The organism is Flavobacterium chryseum (genome assembly GCF_004362015.1).
Classification (GTDB): domain Bacteria; phylum Bacteroidota; class Bacteroidia; order Flavobacteriales; family Flavobacteriaceae; genus Flavobacterium.
Genome location: NZ_SNWW01000001.1, coordinates 389263 through 407072, shown reverse-complemented (window position 1 = coordinate 407072; position 17810 = coordinate 389263). Strand labels below are relative to the sequence as shown.

Genomic DNA, 17810 nt, shown 5'->3' with positions numbered 1-17810 from the left:
CTTGGTCCTTTTCTCTAAGGGGCATTAGAGATCTAAATTTCAGCATTTTAAAACGTTTATTTATATCCTTAATATTTAAGAAACTTATTCTCTTTATAATTAATTTTCAACTTTTACGATAGCCATTTTCCCGTTATATGGCTCTTTACCTCTGGATTCCATTGCTTTTTGAGCTTCTGGCAATCCATCGACTTTTTCATAATAGATGTAATACTTACTTGTTGTTACATTGTAAAAGAAATTCACATCTGTACGTCCGGCAGATACTGCTTTGGTTAAGAATTCATCTCTTTTTTCAACACTGCTATGAACTGCTATAATCAAATAAAAGCCACTTTCAGCATTTTTAATATTCTTAATAATCTGCATATTCGATTGGTCTTCCCCAAAATCAAAATCACTTGCAGTTAATGGTCTGCTGCTTGGTTTCGTTGTTTCTTTTATACGTTTAAGAGCAGCCAAATCCTGTTCATATCTTCCTTGATCATTTTCGTATGCTGCACGTTTAATTCTACGTCTTTTCTCAATCTCAGTTTCAGCTTTAATACGTTCTAAATCCGCAAGTAATGCTGCGCTATCCAATTCCATTTTTAACTGAGCTGCTTTTAACTGATTTATTTTTTCTAAATAAGCTCTGTTTAAAGCATCATTTTTATTCGGGAATTTTTTAAGTCTTTCGTTATATAAATTCGTTAACCTCGCAATTTCATCTTTTTGAGTTTTGTTTGCTTCAGCTAATTGTAATTTTAAAGCTTCCATCTGACTGTTCTCAGCAGCTACACTTTTAAACGGTTTTGGTTCTTTATATATACCTTTTTCACTCAAGTCATTTTCTTCTCTCAAGTCGTTCAGGTCTTTTTGTTTATTTGCTACAGTTCCATTAAACTGTGCCAATATATCATTTTGAGTTTTACCTGAAGCGTCTAATGAAAGTGCCAGATTATCTATTGCTTTTGCTGTTTCATCTTTTGAAGCTGCTGCAGCAAGTGCATCAGCATCCGCTTTTGCTTTATCTGCTGCAAGTTTTGCTTGTTGAGCTTCTTCTGCTAATTGCAATTGTCTGATTTCTTCTTCTGCTTTTGCTTTTTCATTCGCTTCTGCATCTGCTTTTGCTTTTGCATCTGCTAATAATCTTGCTTGTTCAGCTTCCATATCTGCTTTCGCTTTGGCAGCAGCTGCAAGTTTTGCTTGTTGTGCTTCTGCGTCAGCTTTGGCTTTCGCATCGGCTGCAAGTTTTACCTGAAGAGCTTGGGCATCTGCTTTCGCTTTGGCGTCAGCTGCAAGTTTTGCTTGTTGCGCTTCTGCATCCGCTTTCGCTTTAGCATCCGCCGCTAATTTTGCTTGTTGAGCTTCTGCATCTGCTTTCGCTTTTGCATCAGCAGCTAATTTTGCTTGTTGTGCTTCTGCATCCGCTTTCGCTTTGGCATCTGCAGCTAATTTTGCTTGTTGTGCTTCTGCATCTGCTTTCGCTTTAGCATCCGCCGCTAATTTTGCTTGTTGCGCTTCTGCGTCAGCTTTCGCTTTGGCGTCAGCTGCAAGTTTTGCTTGTTGTGCTTCTGCGTCGGCTTTCGCTTTGGCATCAGCTGCAAGTTTTGCTTGTTGTGCTTCTGCATCAGCTTTGGCTTTTGCATCGGCTGCAAGTTTTGCTTGTTGCGCTTCTGCATCGGCTTTTGCTTTGGCATCGGCTGCAAGTTTTGCTTGTTGAGCTTCTGCGTCGGCTTTTGCTTTGGCATCAGCAGCTAATTTTGCTTGTTGTGCTTCTGCATCCGCTTTCGCTTTGGCATCTGCAGCTAATTTTATTTTTAGGGCTTCAGCATCAGCTTTGGCTTTCGCATCAGCTGCAAGTTTTGCTTGTTGTGCTTCTGCATCGGCTTTTGCTTTGGCATCAGCAGCAAGTTTTGCTTGTTGCGCTTCTGCGTCTGCTTTTGCTTTGGCATCGGCAGCTAATTTTATTTTTAAGGCTTCAGCATCTGCTTTGGCTTTTGCATCGGCTTCTAATTTTGCTTGACGCGCTTCCTCTTCTTGTATTTTTTTAGCTTCTGCATCTGCTTTTGCTTTAGCTGTTGCTTCTGCATCTGCTTTTACTTTAGCATCTGCAAGTAATTGTGCTTGTAAAGCTACCATATCCGCTTTTGCTTTCGCATCAGCAGCTAATTTTGCTTGTTGAGCTTCCGCATCAGCTTTTGCTTTGGCATCGGCTGCAAGTTTTGCTTGTTGTGCTTCTGCATCGGCTTTCGCTTTGGCATCTGCTGCGAGTTTTGCTTGAAGAGCCTGTGCATCAGCTTTAGCTTTGGCATCAGCAGCTAATTTTATTCTTAGTGCTTCGGCATCAGCTTTCGCTTTGGCATCAGCAGCTAATTTTGCTTGTTGTGCTTCTGCATCTGCTTTCGCTTTAGCATCAGCAGCTAATTTTGCTTGTTGAGCTTCTGCATCTGCTTTCGCTTTGGCATCAGCTGCAAGTTTCGCTTGTTGTGCTTCTGCATCGGCTTTCGCTTTAGCATCAGCAGCTAATTTTGCTTGTTGAGCTTCTGCATCAGCTTTTGCTTTGGCATCGGCTGCAAGTTTTGCTTGTTGTGCTTCTGCATCAGCTTTCGCTTTAGCATCTGCAGCAAGTTTTGCTTGTTGTGCTTCTGCATCGGCTTTCGCTTTGGCATCAGCAGCTAATTTTATTCTTAGTGCTTCGGCATCAGCTTTCGCTTTGGCATCAGCAGCTAATTTTGCTTGTTGTGCTTCTGCATCTGCTTTCGCTTTAGCATCTGCTGCTAATTTTGCTTGAAGAGCCTGTGCATCAGCTTTAGTTTTTGCATCTGCTGCAAGTTTCGCTTGTTGTGCTTCTGCATCCGCTTTGGCTTTTGCATCTGATTCTAATTTTGCTTTCGCCGCAGCTTCTGCATCGGCTTTCGCTTTAGCATCGGCAGCAATTCTTGCTTCTCTTGCTTCTGCATCTGCTTTCGCTTTGGCATCAGCAGCTAGTTTTTCTTTCAAGGCAGCACTTTCTGCAGCTTTTGCTTTGGCATCGGCCGCAGCTTTCGCTTTGTTTGCAGCATCGATACTTGTTTTTGTTTTTGCAGCAGCAGCAGCTTTCGCTTTTGCTTCGGCAGCAAGTCTTGCCTGAAGTGCATCAGAGTCCGCTTTTGCTTTGGCATCAGCAGCTAAAATCGATTGTAAATCTGCAGCTTCTGCTTTCGCTTTAGCGTCTGCTTTACGTTTGGCTTCAGCAGCATCAGCTTTCGCTTTAGTATCGGCAGCTAATTTTGCTTGTTGTGCTTCTGCATCTGCTTTTGATTTTTCAGCAGCTAATCTTATTTTCTCAGCATTTTCTGCGTCGGCTTTTGCTTTATCAGCAGCTAATTCTGCTGGTGTTTTTTGTGGTTCAGCTGGTTTAGCAGTTGTTCCGGTTTTAGCTTTTGTAGCTTCGGCATCAGCTTTTGATTTATCCGCAGCTAATTTTAATTTTAAAGCTTCTGCATCTGCTTTTGATTTATCGGCAGCTAATTGTGCTGCTGTTTTTTGAGTTGCTGGAGTATTTGTTGCAGCAGCTTTTGCTTTTGCAGCAGCTTCAGCGTCGGCTCTTGATTTGTCAGCGGCTAATTGTGCTGCTGTTTTTTGAGTCGTAGTTGCTGGATTATTTGCAGCAGCTTTTGCTTTTGCAGCAGCTTCTGCATCTGCTCTTGATTTGTCAGCAGCTAATTGTGCTGGTGTTTTTTGTGCTGCTATTGCTGCTTTGTTTGCAGCGGCTGCTTGTGCTCTCGCAGCGGCAGCGGCATCTACTCTGGCTTTATTATCTGCAGCTAATTTTATTCTGCGGGCTTCAGCGTCGGCTCTGGCTTTATCTGCAGCTAATTGTGTTTGTGTTTTTTGTTCTGCGGCAACTGCTCTGTTTGTAGTTGCTGTTTGTGCTCTTGCGGCAGCTGCAGCATCTGCTTTAGCTTTAGCGTCGGCGGCTAATTTTAATTTTTGTGCTTCTGCAGCATCAACTTTTGCTTTATTATCAGCTAAGAGTTTTGCTTGTTTCGCTTCTGCATCTGCTTTCGCTTTTTCTGCGGCAGCTAATCTTGCTTCTTTAGCTTCTGCATCTGCTTTGGCTTTGGCTTCTGCAGCTAATTTTGCTTTTTCAGCTCCATCAACTCTGTTTACCGGAGTTGTAGATGTTGTCTTTTTAGCTAATACCGCTTTTGGTTTAGAAGGATCTATAAGCGAACCTTCTTCTTCATCTCCATAATAGTAATTTCTGTTTTTGAATTTGTAAGCAATTGCAAATTCATGAGAACCTCCCAAATTGGTGAAATTCCCCATTCCTCTTTCATAGTTGTATTCTATAGCAATACTTGGTGTAATATTAAAACCAAGTCCTGCTGAAACTCCATATAATGTATTATATCCGGCCTGTGCCCATACTCCTTTTGGAACAGAGATCATAGCAAGTCCTGAGATAACTGTTTTTTCAGATTTAATTTCTGTTTTTACTATGGCAGAAAATTTACTTTGTTCAAAAAAACCGTAGCTATCAATATATCCTGTATACATTGCGTGCAATTCGATAGCTCTTTCCGGATCGTCTTTTACTACTCCTGAACCAAAATTGTAAAGGATTAAGTTGTTTACAGATGCTCCGAAATCCAGAAAAGCAGTTCCGTAATTAATTCCGGGATTTACAGTAAGCATTGTGTTTGACGGATATTCACCAGTCAAAAGAGTTTCATCATCAGATATTATTTTTCCTTTGTCTAAACCACTTTGGTAGGCACCAACATTTAAACCAAAAGTTAAATTACTGTCTTGTTGTAAAACGATATTATGTGCAAAATTGGCAACTCCGCCAAAAACGGTCATTAGACCATAGTTTTGTTGGAATAGCCCAAAAGCAAAGGCTTCATTTTCTCTAAAACGACCTGAATAATTGAATAAATACGTATTTGGTGCGTCCTCAAACTGCACCCATTGTCTTTTATTATAAAAACTTAAATAAGCATTTTGCTCACGAACAAAACTAAATGCCGGGTTAATTAAATATCTATTAAACTTTAATGAATTTCTGATAGGTAACGAAAACGAAACAACTCCATTCTCAGTGTCCTGGGAATAGAGTAAATTTGAAAAACCGTAAAATAAAGTTATGAATAGTAAAATTTTCTTCATATTATCTTATCACAGTTATTGATCCTTTTTTCTCACCTGCATCACCTTTAATGACATAGTAATATACTGGATTTACATTTTTAAAATCTATTGTGGTCTGGGGCCAATCGCCTTGATAATCGACGACATCCAGAACCATATCACCATTTGAACTTATTATCATTACCTTGGTGTCTGCATTTTTGTATTCATTTGGGATATTCCAGTATGGATTTAAACCGCTTAAACTAATTATATTTGGAATTACTGTTGAAGTACCTGTTCCTCTAACTATAAAATTAAATTCTTTAGTCGCTATACATCCGGAAGCCTGAGAAATTTTCACTTTGTACTTACCTCTTACGGCTATCAGATACGTTTCTGATGTTGCACCAGCAATTAGATTATCATTCAAATACCATTCGAAAGTAGGAGCTGTAGCGTCTGTTGTTACGGAAACGTTTATAGTTTGTCCTTCAGCAATATCTGTCTCTTCATCAATGTCTATACTTGCGTTAAAACCATTACTACTAAGGTTTATATTTCCTGTCGCTTTACAACCGCCGAAATCAATATCAACTGTATAAAGTCCTGACTCATTTGTTGTGTAGCTGCGTGTTGTAACTCCATTAATTTCAGTTCCGTCTTTAAACCATTTATAGGAATTTCCTGAAGTTGCAGTTAAAACCGTTCCGGTTCCGTTAGAACAAAAGGGATTTCCTAAACTTGAAGTGATTGTACCTGAAGCTCCAGAGTTTGAACTAGTAACAGTAACACGGTTTGAACTAAAGTTTTCATCAAGACATCCACCGTAATCTATTTGTGCATAATAAACACCAGGAGCATTAACAACTAACGTTATACCACTTTGTCCTGCAATTACAACATCATCTTTAAACCATTTGTATTTTAGATTTGAAAAATCTCTGGGAGATGGCGACGTTGGGGTTGAATTATCAACTGAAAGACTCATACTTCCACCTGAACAAAAAGAAGCCGTCAGACTTTTATCATTAATTGTGAATGACTCAACATACGTCCTGTAATAAACAGGAAATTCTGTTACATTTTGAGAATTTCTAAACTTAGAACTAGGAGAAGCAGTTGCCAGACTACTTATTATGCGGACACTATGAGTGTCAGACCCCTTTAGATTAGTTGGAATAGCAAACTTTATAGTTTGTTGTTGCAAAGTTGGGTTATCTACAAACGAAATTTTTGTAGTACTCACAGGAGTAGTAAAACTTCCTAACTCATCTGAAAGTTGTACTTCAAAAGTAGTTCCAGCAGGAAAATTTACATAACTAAAGGTGGCATTATATTCGTTAAATGGAGCACCATTAACAATAAGACCAGCACAAATTCTAGGAAAAGAAAGTGTCTGTGGTACAATCGTTGGTGGTTGACCATACAAACTTGGTTCAGCAAGTAATAATATGCTAAATAAAAGTAAAAATTTAGTAAAACTTAGAGTAATTTTTTGAATCATATAGTGCGTTTACGGGCTAAATCTATATTTTCAAAAAACAAAATATCAATAAACGTTTCAGAAAAATCATATCTATAGTTCTCAATTATGTCCTTTGCAAGGGCAGAATAAGAACCAGCCAATGATGTTTCATCACATTCTGAAGTCGTCGTTTGATTGTTCAAACCAGCTGCCATAGCAAGGCTACCTTTGGGGATAGATAGCCCTACTATAAACTGATTAGAATTATCTAATTTGCTGATACGTTCATCAGCTATATCATTCTTTTGGTTAAGAATAGACGTAGTCGTTTCGCAGTTAGAGTTAACAGAAACTGTAGGCTTTACTGTGCTCTGTGCGTATAGACATGACGTTATAGGCGAAACCAAAAATATCGTATAAATAAAATATTTTTTTATTGGGGCCATTATATTTTGATCTTTATTTAGTCCGTTTTAGATACATAAATTGTGTCTGGGGACTTTATTAATAAAATTTACGCTCTGAAATAAAAATCTAAATCTATTTATCTATCTGTTTCCGCTAGATGCTGTAATTTTTCCTAACTGTAATCTGAAATCTGGTTTTTTAGGATTGTAGATGTCAATGAATGTTTCTTTGTTATCACTTTGTGACATAACATTGAAAAACACAGGGTTTCCGTACCAGCTCTCTAAATCTTCATTGTTAGAATTGTATTCTGTAAAGATATTTCCTTTACATAGGTTGAAATACATTTCTTCAATTTTGATTTTCTTAAGATTAGCATCGTTAATCTCTGTTTTACTGTCTAATAAAACAGCAGGATTAAATCCAGAGATTACACTACGTTTCATTTCTAGTGAAGCAGTTTCAGCAACATAAATTGCCTCTTTTACCAAACCAGCTTGAATATCTGCATTGATGTTTTCACTATCATTAAGCATTGTAATGTTTGTTGCAACAACTAAAGTAGTTTTTTTAGTAAAATCTGTTTCAGCTTTCTTTTCGTATGTTTTTACTTCCAGACAACGAGAGCCATCTTTGTTACTAGATAAGTAAGAAGATCTAACAGCTAAAGAGTTATATAAACGACATTGTACACCTTGTGTAAATTTGTAATCGTCGTTGATTGACTTGTAAGAAACTAATTTTGTAGCATTCAAATCACCACCAAAGAAAGCATATGAATCACCACCAGAGTAGCTTACCATAACATTTTCAAGTATTGTTTTGTTTCCAACACCACAAGCAGTTAATCCGTTAAAAGGTTCAAAACCTTTAACTTTTTTACCAGCAAATTCAATTCTAACATATCTTAAAATACCTGAATTTCCTGCAACATTGTCACCACCATAAGTAGTTAGTGTAGGATCAAGGTCGAAGTTGTAAGAACCAACATTACCAAATTTATTGATTGGAGCGTCACCTAAAAGTACAATTCCTCCCCAGTCACCAGCTTTTTTCTGGCTACGGTTAGAAGTAAATACAATTGGGTCAGTCTCTAAACCATCAGCAATAAGCTGTGCACCTTTTGTAACTACCAATGTTCCTTTAGTTTCAAAATCACCAATAATTAAAGTTCCCGGCTCGATTGTTAAAACAGCATTGTTTGTAACATAAACGTTTCCTTGCAAAACATAAATGTTTTTTTTCAGCAATTTAGTATTAACAGAAATGTTTCCTGCTAAAATTTGGTTTGCTTCACCATAATCGACTTTGTTAGGCTTAAACTCAGTCCAGTTGTTCAACCAGTTGTTGTAGCCCATAATTCCTTTTTCTTGTTGAGCACTCATACTTGTAACTGTCAAAAGAACGCAGATAATTTGAGTAAATTTTTTCATGATCAAGGGTGTTATTAGGTTAATAATAAATTTGGGTATGCGTATTTAGTATTTAGGTATGCGTAAAAGATAAAAACTCATCTCGATTTTCTGACTTATTCAGAGTATTTCGAGAACGAGTTGCTTTTTAAACCCTTTTTAAGATGTTCTTCAAAACGAATACATTTACGTAAACATCTTAAAAAAGGTTTTAAAATATTGTTATTTATTACATTTCGTTCAATTCATTGAACTCATGTAACGATTTTAGTGTGCCTTCGTAAAATAAAATAGCTGCAATTAAATTTCCTTTGTCAGAGTAAGGCATCATTTTTCTTTGAAATTCTACTGTAGTATCTAAGAATGTTGATGTACCAACTGCCTGATTGTCTAAAACTTTTTTGTGTTCAGAATCGTCCGGAATACCTAGGTCTGCCATCGTAACGCCAGGTTTTGTAACCAATGCAATGTAAGGAAGAGTTTTAACTAAAACTTTAATTCGCTCAATATACAATTCCAAAAGTTCTCCTTTTTGCATACCACTTAATTCTTTTTGATCATGGTATTTACGAATAAGAGCTGTTGTACTAATGATACTTCTAGGAGCATTTTTAGCCTGAGCAGAAGCTGCCGCAGTTGTCAAGATAAAAAATAAACTTAAAAAAATAATTTTCCCTTTCATAAATTCTTATTAAAAATTGGTTGTTGATGAAAACAAAAATATATAAATTATGTTAAATCGCAACTTTAATGTTTTCTTTTTTAAAAAAATCAATTTGAAATCACCTTAAAAAACAGTCGTAGGTCGAGAAAATATGCGTTTTGCCGAAGTTTTTGTTAATTTTGTTAAAATTTAATCTTGTAAGAATAGCTTTAACATATTAACATCTTTACGCATTATAGTACTTAAAAAAAAGAGAGATTTTAAAGATTTTTGCAAAAACTATTAACAAAAAAATCTTAATATCTATTCAAAACACCTCAGTATTGACAAAACTTAACGACAAAAAAACCAACAATTTTGTTAAAAACCATTTCACAAATACAAAAATGAACTACAGAAATTAAACTTTTTCGTGAAAATTTTTGACTACATCATTTTCTGCTATCTTTGCTTCATGCAATTTTCACAAATTTTAGGTCAGGATTACATCAAAAGCCACTTGATAAAAAGTGCATCTTCAGGACGAATTCCGCATGCACAATTATTTATTGGGCCTGAAGGAAGTGGCACATTATCAACAGCTATTGCCTATGCGCAGTACATATTGTGCAATAATACAGGAAACGAAAATTCAAACGGAAATGACGCCTGCAATCTGAAGTTTCAAAATATTTCTCATCCCGATTTACATTTTATTTATCCAACAGTAACTACCGAGGATGTTAAAACAAAACCAAAGAGTTTAGATTTTATTCAGGACTGGCGAACTTTTATTCAGGAAATGCCTTACGGCGGATTATTTGACTGGTATAAAATTTTAGGTGTTCAAAACAAGCAAGGTGAAATCAGGGTCGAAGATGCTCAGGAAGTTTTAAAATCTCTTTCGTTAAAATCTTACGAAGGCGGTTATAAAATCATGATTATCTGGATGGCCGATAAAATGAATATTGCGGCATCAAATAAATTATTAAAACTTCTTGAAGAACCATCAGATAAAACCATTTTTATTTTGATTTCTGAAAACGAAGAAGACATTATACAAACCATACGTTCTCGTTGTCAGGTCATTCACTTTAATGGATTACCTGAAAAAGTAATTGCCGAAGCTTTGATTTCTCAGGAAAATACAGATTCAAACTTAGCAAAAAAAATTGCGCATCAGGCTCAGGGAAATTTTAGTAAAGCCTTGTCTTTGTTGAAAGAAGACGATTCAGAATATTCGTTTGAGCAATGGTTTGTCAATTGGGTTCGAGCAGCTTTTAGGGCAAAAGGAAACGCTGCGGCCATTCAGGATTTAATTTCCTGGAGCGAAGAAATTGCGGGACTTGGCCGCGAAAGCCAGAAAAAATTTATTCAGTTTTGTATCGAAATGTTTCGACAGGCGCTTTTACTTAATTATGAAGCTCCAAGCTTAGTTTATATTGAACCAAAAGTTGATAAATTCAAATTAGAAAATTTCGCGCCCTTTGTAAACGGAAACAACATTCACGATATTTTTAAAGAACTTTCTGACGCAATGTATCACATTGAAAGAAATGGAAACGCAAAAATAATTCTTACAGATTTATCTATAAAACTGACTCGTTTAATTCATAAAAAATAATTTTCAAATGAATAATGTTGCCTCAATTTTAATATTAATTTTTTTAGCCTTAACGTTCTTACAATCCGGATATGAAAAAATATTTTACTGGAAAGATAATGTCGAATGGCTTACAGGACATTTTGCTAAAACACCCTTAAAAAATCAAGTGCCGCTCGCCTTGCTTCATCTTCTCATTTTAGAATTAATTTCGGGAGTTTTAAGTGTTGTTGGCGCTATACAATTAATAACAAACAGTGGTCGCGAGTTTGGTTTTTACGGAGCTATATTTTCATGTATCTCTTTGTTAATGATGCTTTTCGGACAACGATTAGCTAAAGATTATGATGGCGCAAGAACCATTGTTATCTATTTTATTCCAGCTGTAATGGCTGTTTATTGGTTGAATTAACGACCTAAATTATAAAAAAATAAGTTACAGATTTCACCTATTTTCTTAGATGAAAAAATCATTGAAATTCGTAAAATGTGTGGCTAAAAAATAAATTTTACATTAAAAAAATGAATCCAAAACATCCTTCAGAATCCCTAACTATTTTAACCGATTTAGTTTTACCAAGTGAAACAAATCCTTTAAATAACCTTTTTGGTGGCGAATTATTAGCTCGAATGGATCGCGCGGCAAGTATTGCAGCCAGAAGACATTCACGCCGAATTGTGGTTACCGCTTCTGTAAATCACGTCGCTTTTAACAGAGCTATTTCGCTGGGAAGTGTGGTTACTGTTGAAGCAAAAGTATCAAGATCTTTCAAAAGTTCTATGGAAGTTTTTATTGATGTTTGGGTTGAAGACCGCGAATCAGGAAACCGTACCAAAGCAAATGAAGCTATTTATACTTTTGTTGCCGTTGACGATACAGGAAGACCTGTTGAAGTGCCGGCAATTGTTCCGGAAACTGAACTTGAAACGCAGCGTTTTGAAGCGGCCTTGCGTCGTAAACAATTGAGTTTACTATTGGCCGGGAAAATAAAACCTTCTGAAGCCACAGAATTAAAGGCTTTGTTTTTGTAGCAAAATTTGTGACAATTTGGAACAATTTGAGATAATGAAACCTCAAAAAAAAGAACTAATTTTACAAAATTACATGCCCAGGAAAATCTAAATCAGGAACTAATTTCATTTCTGATTTATCTTTGAAAGAGAAAAAAATATAAAAATTTAGATGAAAGAAAAAGAAAAAAAAGAGATGAGTTCAGAAAAAGATGCCAAATTAAAAGCGCTACAACTTACGCTTGACAAACTAGATAAGACTTACGGAAAAGGAACCGTAATGAAAATGGGAGATAAAGCCATTGTAGAAGTTGAAACTATTTCTTCAGGTTCTCTTGGTGTTGATTTAGCCCTTGGAGTAAACGGTTACCCGAGAGGAAGAATTATCGAAATTTACGGACCAGAATCTTCTGGTAAAACAACATTAACGTTACACGCAATTGCCGAAGCTCAAAAAGCTGGTGGAATTGCTGCTTTTATAGATGCTGAGCACGCTTTTGATAGAAACTATGCTGAAAAATTAGGCGTAGATATCGAAAACCTGATCATTTCTCAACCAGACAATGGGGAACAAGCTCTGGAAATTGCCGAAAACTTAATTCGTTCCGGTGCAATTGATATTGTTGTAATTGACTCGGTTGCTGCATTGACTCCAAAAAGTGAAATTGAAGGTGAAATGGGAGATTCTAAAATGGGTCTTCATGCACGTTTGATGTCTCAGGCTTTGAGAAAATTAACGGGAACTATTAGTAAAACAAATTGTACTGTTTTCTTCATCAACCAGTTGAGAGAGAAAATTGGTGTTATGTTTGGAAATCCTGAAACTACAACGGGTGGTAACGCATTGAAATTCTACGCTTCAGTACGTTTAGATATTCGCCGTTCTTCTCAAATTAAAGATGGAGAAAATGTTATCGGAAACAGAACTAAAGTAAAAGTGGTTAAAAACAAAGTTGCTCCGCCTTTTAAAACTGCTGAATTCGACATTATGTACGGAGAAGGAGTTTCTAAAACAGGAGAAATTCTTGATTTAGCGGTTGAATTTGAGATCGTTAAAAAAGCAGGATCTTGGTTTAGCTACGGAGATACAAAATTAGGACAAGGTCGTGATGCTGTAAAGGCGTTAATTAAAGATAATCCTGAATTAGCTGATGAATTAGAAGTTAAAATAAAAGCACATATTAAAGAATTGGCTAACGCTTAAGGCTTTAAAAGTCTTTTTAAATCAAGACTTTATATTTCAAACCCGGCAAGTTTTAAAACTTGCCGGGTTTTTTATTTCAAAAAAATAAAAAATGACGCAACCTTTTTTTAAAATTTATATCTAGATAATAGACATAAGATTTTTGATATCGTATCGGCCATAAATACGAATATCAAAGGCTTTAGAATGAATTTGGTTGTTTGTTCGAGTAAAAACCCGTTAGTTAAGTTTTGGTACTAACGGGTTTTTTATTTTTTCTGAAAATTTTTTAATTACAACGCAACCTTTTTCATTTTTCATGCTCTTATAATTGTGACACTAGCTTGAGTTTTAATAAACTCATTATTATCAACCGTTAATGTTTTGAATCATGAAAGAGAAGATAGAACTGTTGTTGAATAAAAACCGGAAAAAGACCAAATTAAAAATTAAAAAAGTATTACGTTTCATTTCTGAAAAAATAATACACCGATAAATTTTGAATATAAAAGGGGTTTTAATTCAAAATAAAACCCGGCAATCTTTTAAAGTTTGCCGGGTTTTTAATTTTTTATTTTTTAGAGTCTTCTTTTTTAAATTCGAGTAATCCTTTGTAAATCAATTGCCTTGTTTCGTCTCTTAGATCTTTCCTGTTTTCACTTGTCAAGCCTTTTGTCTCTATAAATGGCAATATCTTTCCACGCATTTTTCCCGGGCTTCCACTTAAAAAAGTATACGAAAAGCGTTCTTTATTGTCAGCAAAAACGATGGGTACAATCGGAATTTGATGCTCTATTGCCAGTCGAAAAGCACCATCTTTAAATTCATCTAATAATATCGATTCATCGTCAGGAACTCCTCCTTCAGGAAAAATACAAATACTAAGTCCTTGATTAAGTCTGTCTTGCGCTCTTTTAAAAACTTCATTTTTACTTCTTGATGAACTTCTGTCTACTAAAATGCAGGTTCTCTTGTAGAAAAATCCAAACAAAGGAATTTTTGAAAGTTCTTTTTTTCCTACAAAAACAAACGGATTTTTAACAATTGCCAGCATCAGCATTATATCTGTCATTGAAGTATGATTGGCAACAATCATGTAACTTTTACCCTTCTCAAGTTTTTGCAAACGTTCGATTTTATAATAAAAACCCATTCCAAACAGAATGAATTTAGCCCAAATGCGGGCCATTTTGAAGAAATAGGGATATCCACTTTCGGTTATTATAGAAACTAGCAAAAATGGCAGCATAATCAATATTGGAATACCCATCACAACATAAAACCAAATGCGCCAAATGACCCAAAAAACAATTTTAATTCCTTTCATAGATTCAAATGTAATAAAACAGAAGTAAATTTAGATCATTAGATTTTTAGAATATTAGACTTAATGAGATATTCAGCTTTAAAATATTTCAGATGTTCAATAAACTTTGCAGACTTTGCGAAAAACTTCGCGAACTTTGCGGTTATAAAAAAACTTTACGAACTTCGCGGTTAAGAAAAAAACTAGAATGGCAAAAATACTTACTGGTGTTCAAAGTACAGGAACGCCACACTTGGGCAATTTATTGGGAGCAATTATTCCGGCAATCGAATTATCTAATAATCCGGCAAATGAATCATATTTGTTTATTGCTGATTTACATTCGATTACACAAATTAAAGACGGAAAAACATTAAGAGAAAATACTTATAGCACTGCAGCTGCCTGGCTAGCCTGTGGTTTAAATCCTGATAAAGTTACTTTTTACAGACAGTCTGATGTAACGCAAACGGCTGAACTGACTTGGTATTTAAGTTGCTTTTTTCCATTTCAACGTCTGACTTTGGCGCATTCTTTTAAAGATAAATCGGATCGTTTAGACGATGTTAATGCGGGACTTTTTACCTATCCGATGTTAATGGCTGCAGATATTTTGCTGTATGATGCTGAATTTGTTCCTGTTGGAAAAGATCAGTTGCAGCATTTGGAAATCACGCGAGATGTCGCTTCTCGTTTCAATCATCAAATGGGAGAAACTTTTGTAATTCCTGAAGCTAAAATTCAAGAAGACAGTATGTTGATTCCCGGAACAAATGGCGGAAAAATGAGTAAATCGGCCAACAATATTATCAACATTTTTCTGGATGATAAAACGCTTCGCAAACAGGTTATGAGCATCGAAACAGATAGTACTCCGCTTGAAGAACCAAAAAATCCGGATACTTGCAATGCTTTTGCTATTTATTCGTTACTGGCAAATGAAGCTCAAATTGCTGAAATGAGAGCAAATTATTTAGGCGGAAATTACGGTTACGGTCACGCGAAACAAGCTCTTTTTGAATTAATTACCGAAAAATTTAAAACGGAAAGAGAAAAATATAATTATTACATAAACAACCTGGAAGAAGTAGATGCACTTTTGAAAAAAGGTGCGGCAAAAGCTTCTGTTGTAGCTGATGGCGTTTTAGCGAAAGTTCGAGACATTCTTGGATTTGGAAAATAAAATATAAGCCACGAATTACACCAATTTTCACGAATTAAATTGGTGTTAATTCGTGAAATTCGTGGCAACTTCTTTTTTTTATATAGCCTCAAATAACTTCCCCGGCAAAGGCCGAATAACACCTTTAAGTTCCATATTTAGAAGTAATCCTGAGATTTTATAAATTGGGAAATCACATTGAAGTGCAATAATATCCATTAATTCTTTTCCGTTTTTTAATAGAAAATCATAGACTTTTTGTTCATCCAATTCTAGTTCTACAAACAACATTTTTTGCACGGGTTTCGCTTTATTTTCTATATCCCAATTCAGCATATAAATCAAGTCTGCAGCGCTCGAAAGTACGCTTGCTTTTTGAGTTTTGATTAAGTCATTACAACCCTGACTGTATTTGTCTGTCACTCTTCCGGGAACCGCAAAAACATCCCGATTGTAATCGTTTGCTAGATTGGCCGTAATAAGCGATCCTCCTTTATCTGCAGATTCTATAACAATGGTGGCCTCCGTCATGCCGGCAACGATACGGTTTCGGCGCACAAAATTTTCTTTATCAGGATTAGAAGAACTCCAAAATTCGGTTATGAATCCACCTTTTTCTTCCATTTTAGCCACATATTTTTTATGCGTTTTGGGATAAATTTGATTTAATCCATGCGCCAAAACGCCAATCGTTTGCAGATTATTTTCCATCGCAAACTGGTGAGCTACAATATCAACCCCATACGCAAAGCCGCTGACGATTACCGGATCTAAAGGCGCTAAATCTTCAATTAACTTTCTACAAAACTCGGTTCCGTAAGAAGTAATTTGTCGTGTGCCAACAATACTGATAATTCTTTTGTTTTTTAAATTTATATTTCCCGCTGTAAAAATCAAAACAGGCGAATCGATACAATGTTTAAGGCGATCAGGATAACTTTCATCCTGAAAAAATGAAACATTTATGTTGTTGGTTTTAATAAATTGAAGTTCCTGATTGGCTCTTTCAAAAACGGTTTGATCTTTCAAATTTTTAAGCAAAACAGTTCCCACGCCATCTATGGCAGCAATCTGATTGGATTTTGCTTTAAAAACAGCCTCGGCAGTACCAAAATGCGTGAGTAGTTTTTTGGCCATAATATCTCCTACTCCATCAATTTTTAATAAGGCTAATAAATAATATAAATCTTGATCTGACATTGTTTTGATTGTTGTTTTGATGTGGCGAATATTTTCCTGAAACGAATTATCGAGAAGATTTTCGAAACGGCAAATATATAAATTAGAAGTAAATTCTTTCAAAAAACAATGCTTTAATGATTTCTCATTTATTTTATAAAAACATTAATTATATTTAACTAATTGAAAATTAATTAACTAAAAAAATATGTGGATTGTTAATAAAAATTGTGAATAAAATTTTGATAACTATATTCGTTGCATAACTTTGTTACTATGAAAATCGAAACTTACATCGCGCAGTTATTGTATCGTTATCAGTGTATAACGGTTCCTGGATTTGGAGCATTTCTAACAGAAATTCACCCAACTCAGGTTAATGAAAGTACAAATTCTTTTTTTCCACCTAAAAAGACGATTTCATTTAATGGTCTATTGAAAAATAACGACGGACTGTTAGCAAACCATATTGCTCTTGCAGAAAATACTTCCTACGGTTTTGCTGTAAGTGCTATTGCTTTTGAAGTTTTAAACTGGAAAAAAACATTAGAAGAATTTGGTGTTTTAAATCTAAAAAATATTGGTAGTATTCGTTTGAATGCAGATCAAAACATGGTCTTTACGCCAAACGATCAACACAATTACCTTTCAAGTTCTTTCGGATTAAGTCCGTTTGTTTCTCCTTTGGTAAAAAGAGAAATTTTTCAGAAAAATCTTGAAGCACTTGAAGAAAGAGAAACTATCGATTTAAACGAAAATGAAGTAGAAGTTAGATCTTCTAAATCGTATTTAAGATATGCTGCTATTTTTGTTTTAGGTCTTGGAATTACAGGAAGTATTGGATATCCTTTATACCAAAATCAAATTGCAAACCAAACACTTATCGTTGAAAGTGCCGTTCAGAAAAAGGTAGAAAACAAGATACAGGAAGCAACATTTTTAATTCAAAATCCTTTGCCTGCGGTAACACTTTCTGTTGATTCTGCAAAAACGGAAGCTATTGAAGAAAAAACAATGCCTTACCATATCATGGCTGGAGCTTTTAGAAGTCAACAAAATGCTAAAAAAGCTTATGATCAGCTTATAAAAGATGGTTATAAAGCCCGAATGCTCGAAGAAACGAAACATGGTTTATTTCCGGTTATCTACGGAAGTTATCAAACTATGGCCGAAGCAGAAAAGGCACAGAAAGAAATTCAAAAAGGTGAAAATCCAACTGCCTGGATATTAATCGAATCTTTATAAAAACTTCAAAACCTACTTTAATCAAGTAGGTTTTTTTTTGGCTTATTTTATTTAATAAAAAACTCAAACAGTTACTCTTTATAACTCCAA

General features: G+C 35.4%; 13 protein-coding genes. 6 read left to right on the top strand and 7 right to left on the bottom strand.

All coding sequences use genetic code 11. The features are described from left to right. Positions 1 to 99: 99 nt before the first annotated feature. The 5 genes from EV143_RS01745 to EV143_RS01725 form a co-directional block, all read right to left on the bottom strand. Positions 100 to 5139 carry a PorP/SprF family type IX secretion system membrane protein gene (locus EV143_RS01745; protein WP_133506266.1) on the bottom strand — a complete coding sequence of 1680 codons (5040 nt, stop codon included), beginning with the start codon at positions 5137 to 5139 and terminating at the stop codon, positions 100 to 102. A 1-nt stretch (position 5140) separates the two neighbouring features. Then, on the bottom strand, positions 5141 to 6607 hold the full coding sequence (sprC, locus tag EV143_RS01740; protein ID WP_133506265.1) for a gliding motility protein SprC: 1467 nt from the start codon (positions 6605 to 6607) through the stop codon (positions 5141 to 5143). Next, positions 6604 to 7014 carry a hypothetical protein gene (locus EV143_RS01735; protein WP_133506264.1) on the bottom strand — a complete coding sequence of 137 codons (411 nt, stop codon included), beginning with the start codon at positions 7012 to 7014 and terminating at the stop codon, positions 6604 to 6606. Before EV143_RS01735 ends, sprC begins: the two co-directional genes overlap by 4 nt. A gap of 102 nt (positions 7015 to 7116) precedes the next feature. Beyond that, positions 7117 to 8409, bottom strand: coding sequence for a hypothetical protein (locus EV143_RS01730; RefSeq protein WP_133506263.1), 1293 nt, complete (start codon positions 8407 to 8409; stop codon positions 7117 to 7119). A gap of 208 nt (positions 8410 to 8617) precedes the next feature. After that, a complete protein-coding gene (locus EV143_RS01725; protein WP_133506262.1) occupies positions 8618 to 9070 on the bottom strand; it encodes a hypothetical protein in 453 nt (150 codons plus the stop codon). Between the two features lie 436 nt (positions 9071 to 9506). Here EV143_RS01725 and EV143_RS01720 point away from each other — a divergent pair, with 436 nt between their 5' ends. From EV143_RS01720 to recA, 4 genes are all read left to right on the top strand, one after another. After that, positions 9507 to 10655 (top strand): DNA polymerase III subunit, encoded by a 1149-nt coding sequence (locus tag EV143_RS01720; protein WP_133506261.1) that lies wholly within the window; start codon positions 9507 to 9509, stop codon positions 10653 to 10655. Positions 10656 to 10662: 7 nt separating this feature from the next. Further along, positions 10663 to 11046 (top strand): DoxX family protein, encoded by a 384-nt coding sequence (locus tag EV143_RS01715; RefSeq protein WP_133506260.1) that lies wholly within the window; start codon positions 10663 to 10665, stop codon positions 11044 to 11046. Between the two features lie 110 nt (positions 11047 to 11156). Next, positions 11157 to 11666 carry an acyl-CoA thioesterase gene (locus EV143_RS01710; RefSeq protein ID WP_133506259.1) on the top strand — a complete coding sequence of 170 codons (510 nt, stop codon included), beginning with the start codon at positions 11157 to 11159 and terminating at the stop codon, positions 11664 to 11666. A 175-nt stretch (positions 11667 to 11841) separates the two neighbouring features. Continuing rightward, positions 11842 to 12849 carry a recombinase RecA gene (gene recA, locus EV143_RS01705; protein WP_133506647.1) on the top strand — a complete coding sequence of 336 codons (1008 nt, stop codon included), beginning with the start codon at positions 11842 to 11844 and terminating at the stop codon, positions 12847 to 12849. A gap of 550 nt (positions 12850 to 13399) precedes the next feature. Here the strand turns inward: recA and EV143_RS01700 are convergent. Continuing rightward, positions 13400 to 14155: a lysophospholipid acyltransferase family protein gene (locus EV143_RS01700; protein WP_133506258.1), complete on the bottom strand. Its 756-nt coding sequence runs from the start codon at positions 14153 to 14155 to the stop codon at positions 13400 to 13402. Between the two features lie 187 nt (positions 14156 to 14342). On the opposite strand from EV143_RS01700, the gene trpS reads away from it, so the two are divergent. Next, positions 14343 to 15317 (top strand): tryptophan--tRNA ligase, encoded by a 975-nt coding sequence (gene trpS / locus EV143_RS01695; protein ID WP_133506257.1) that lies wholly within the window; start codon positions 14343 to 14345, stop codon positions 15315 to 15317. A 78-nt stretch (positions 15318 to 15395) separates the two neighbouring features. On the opposite strand, the gene dprA is transcribed toward trpS, so the two are convergent. Then, the gene (dprA, locus tag EV143_RS01690) at positions 15396 to 16496 is read right to left on the bottom strand and encodes a DNA-processing protein DprA (RefSeq protein ID WP_133506646.1); all 1101 of its coding nucleotides are present in this window, start codon (positions 16494 to 16496) and stop codon (positions 15396 to 15398) included. Positions 16497 to 16751: 255 nt separating this feature from the next. Between dprA and EV143_RS01685 the strand changes: the two genes are divergently transcribed. Further along, positions 16752 to 17720 carry an HU domain-containing protein gene (locus EV143_RS01685; protein WP_133506256.1) on the top strand — a complete coding sequence of 323 codons (969 nt, stop codon included), beginning with the start codon at positions 16752 to 16754 and terminating at the stop codon, positions 17718 to 17720. Positions 17721 to 17810 lie beyond the last annotated feature (90 nt).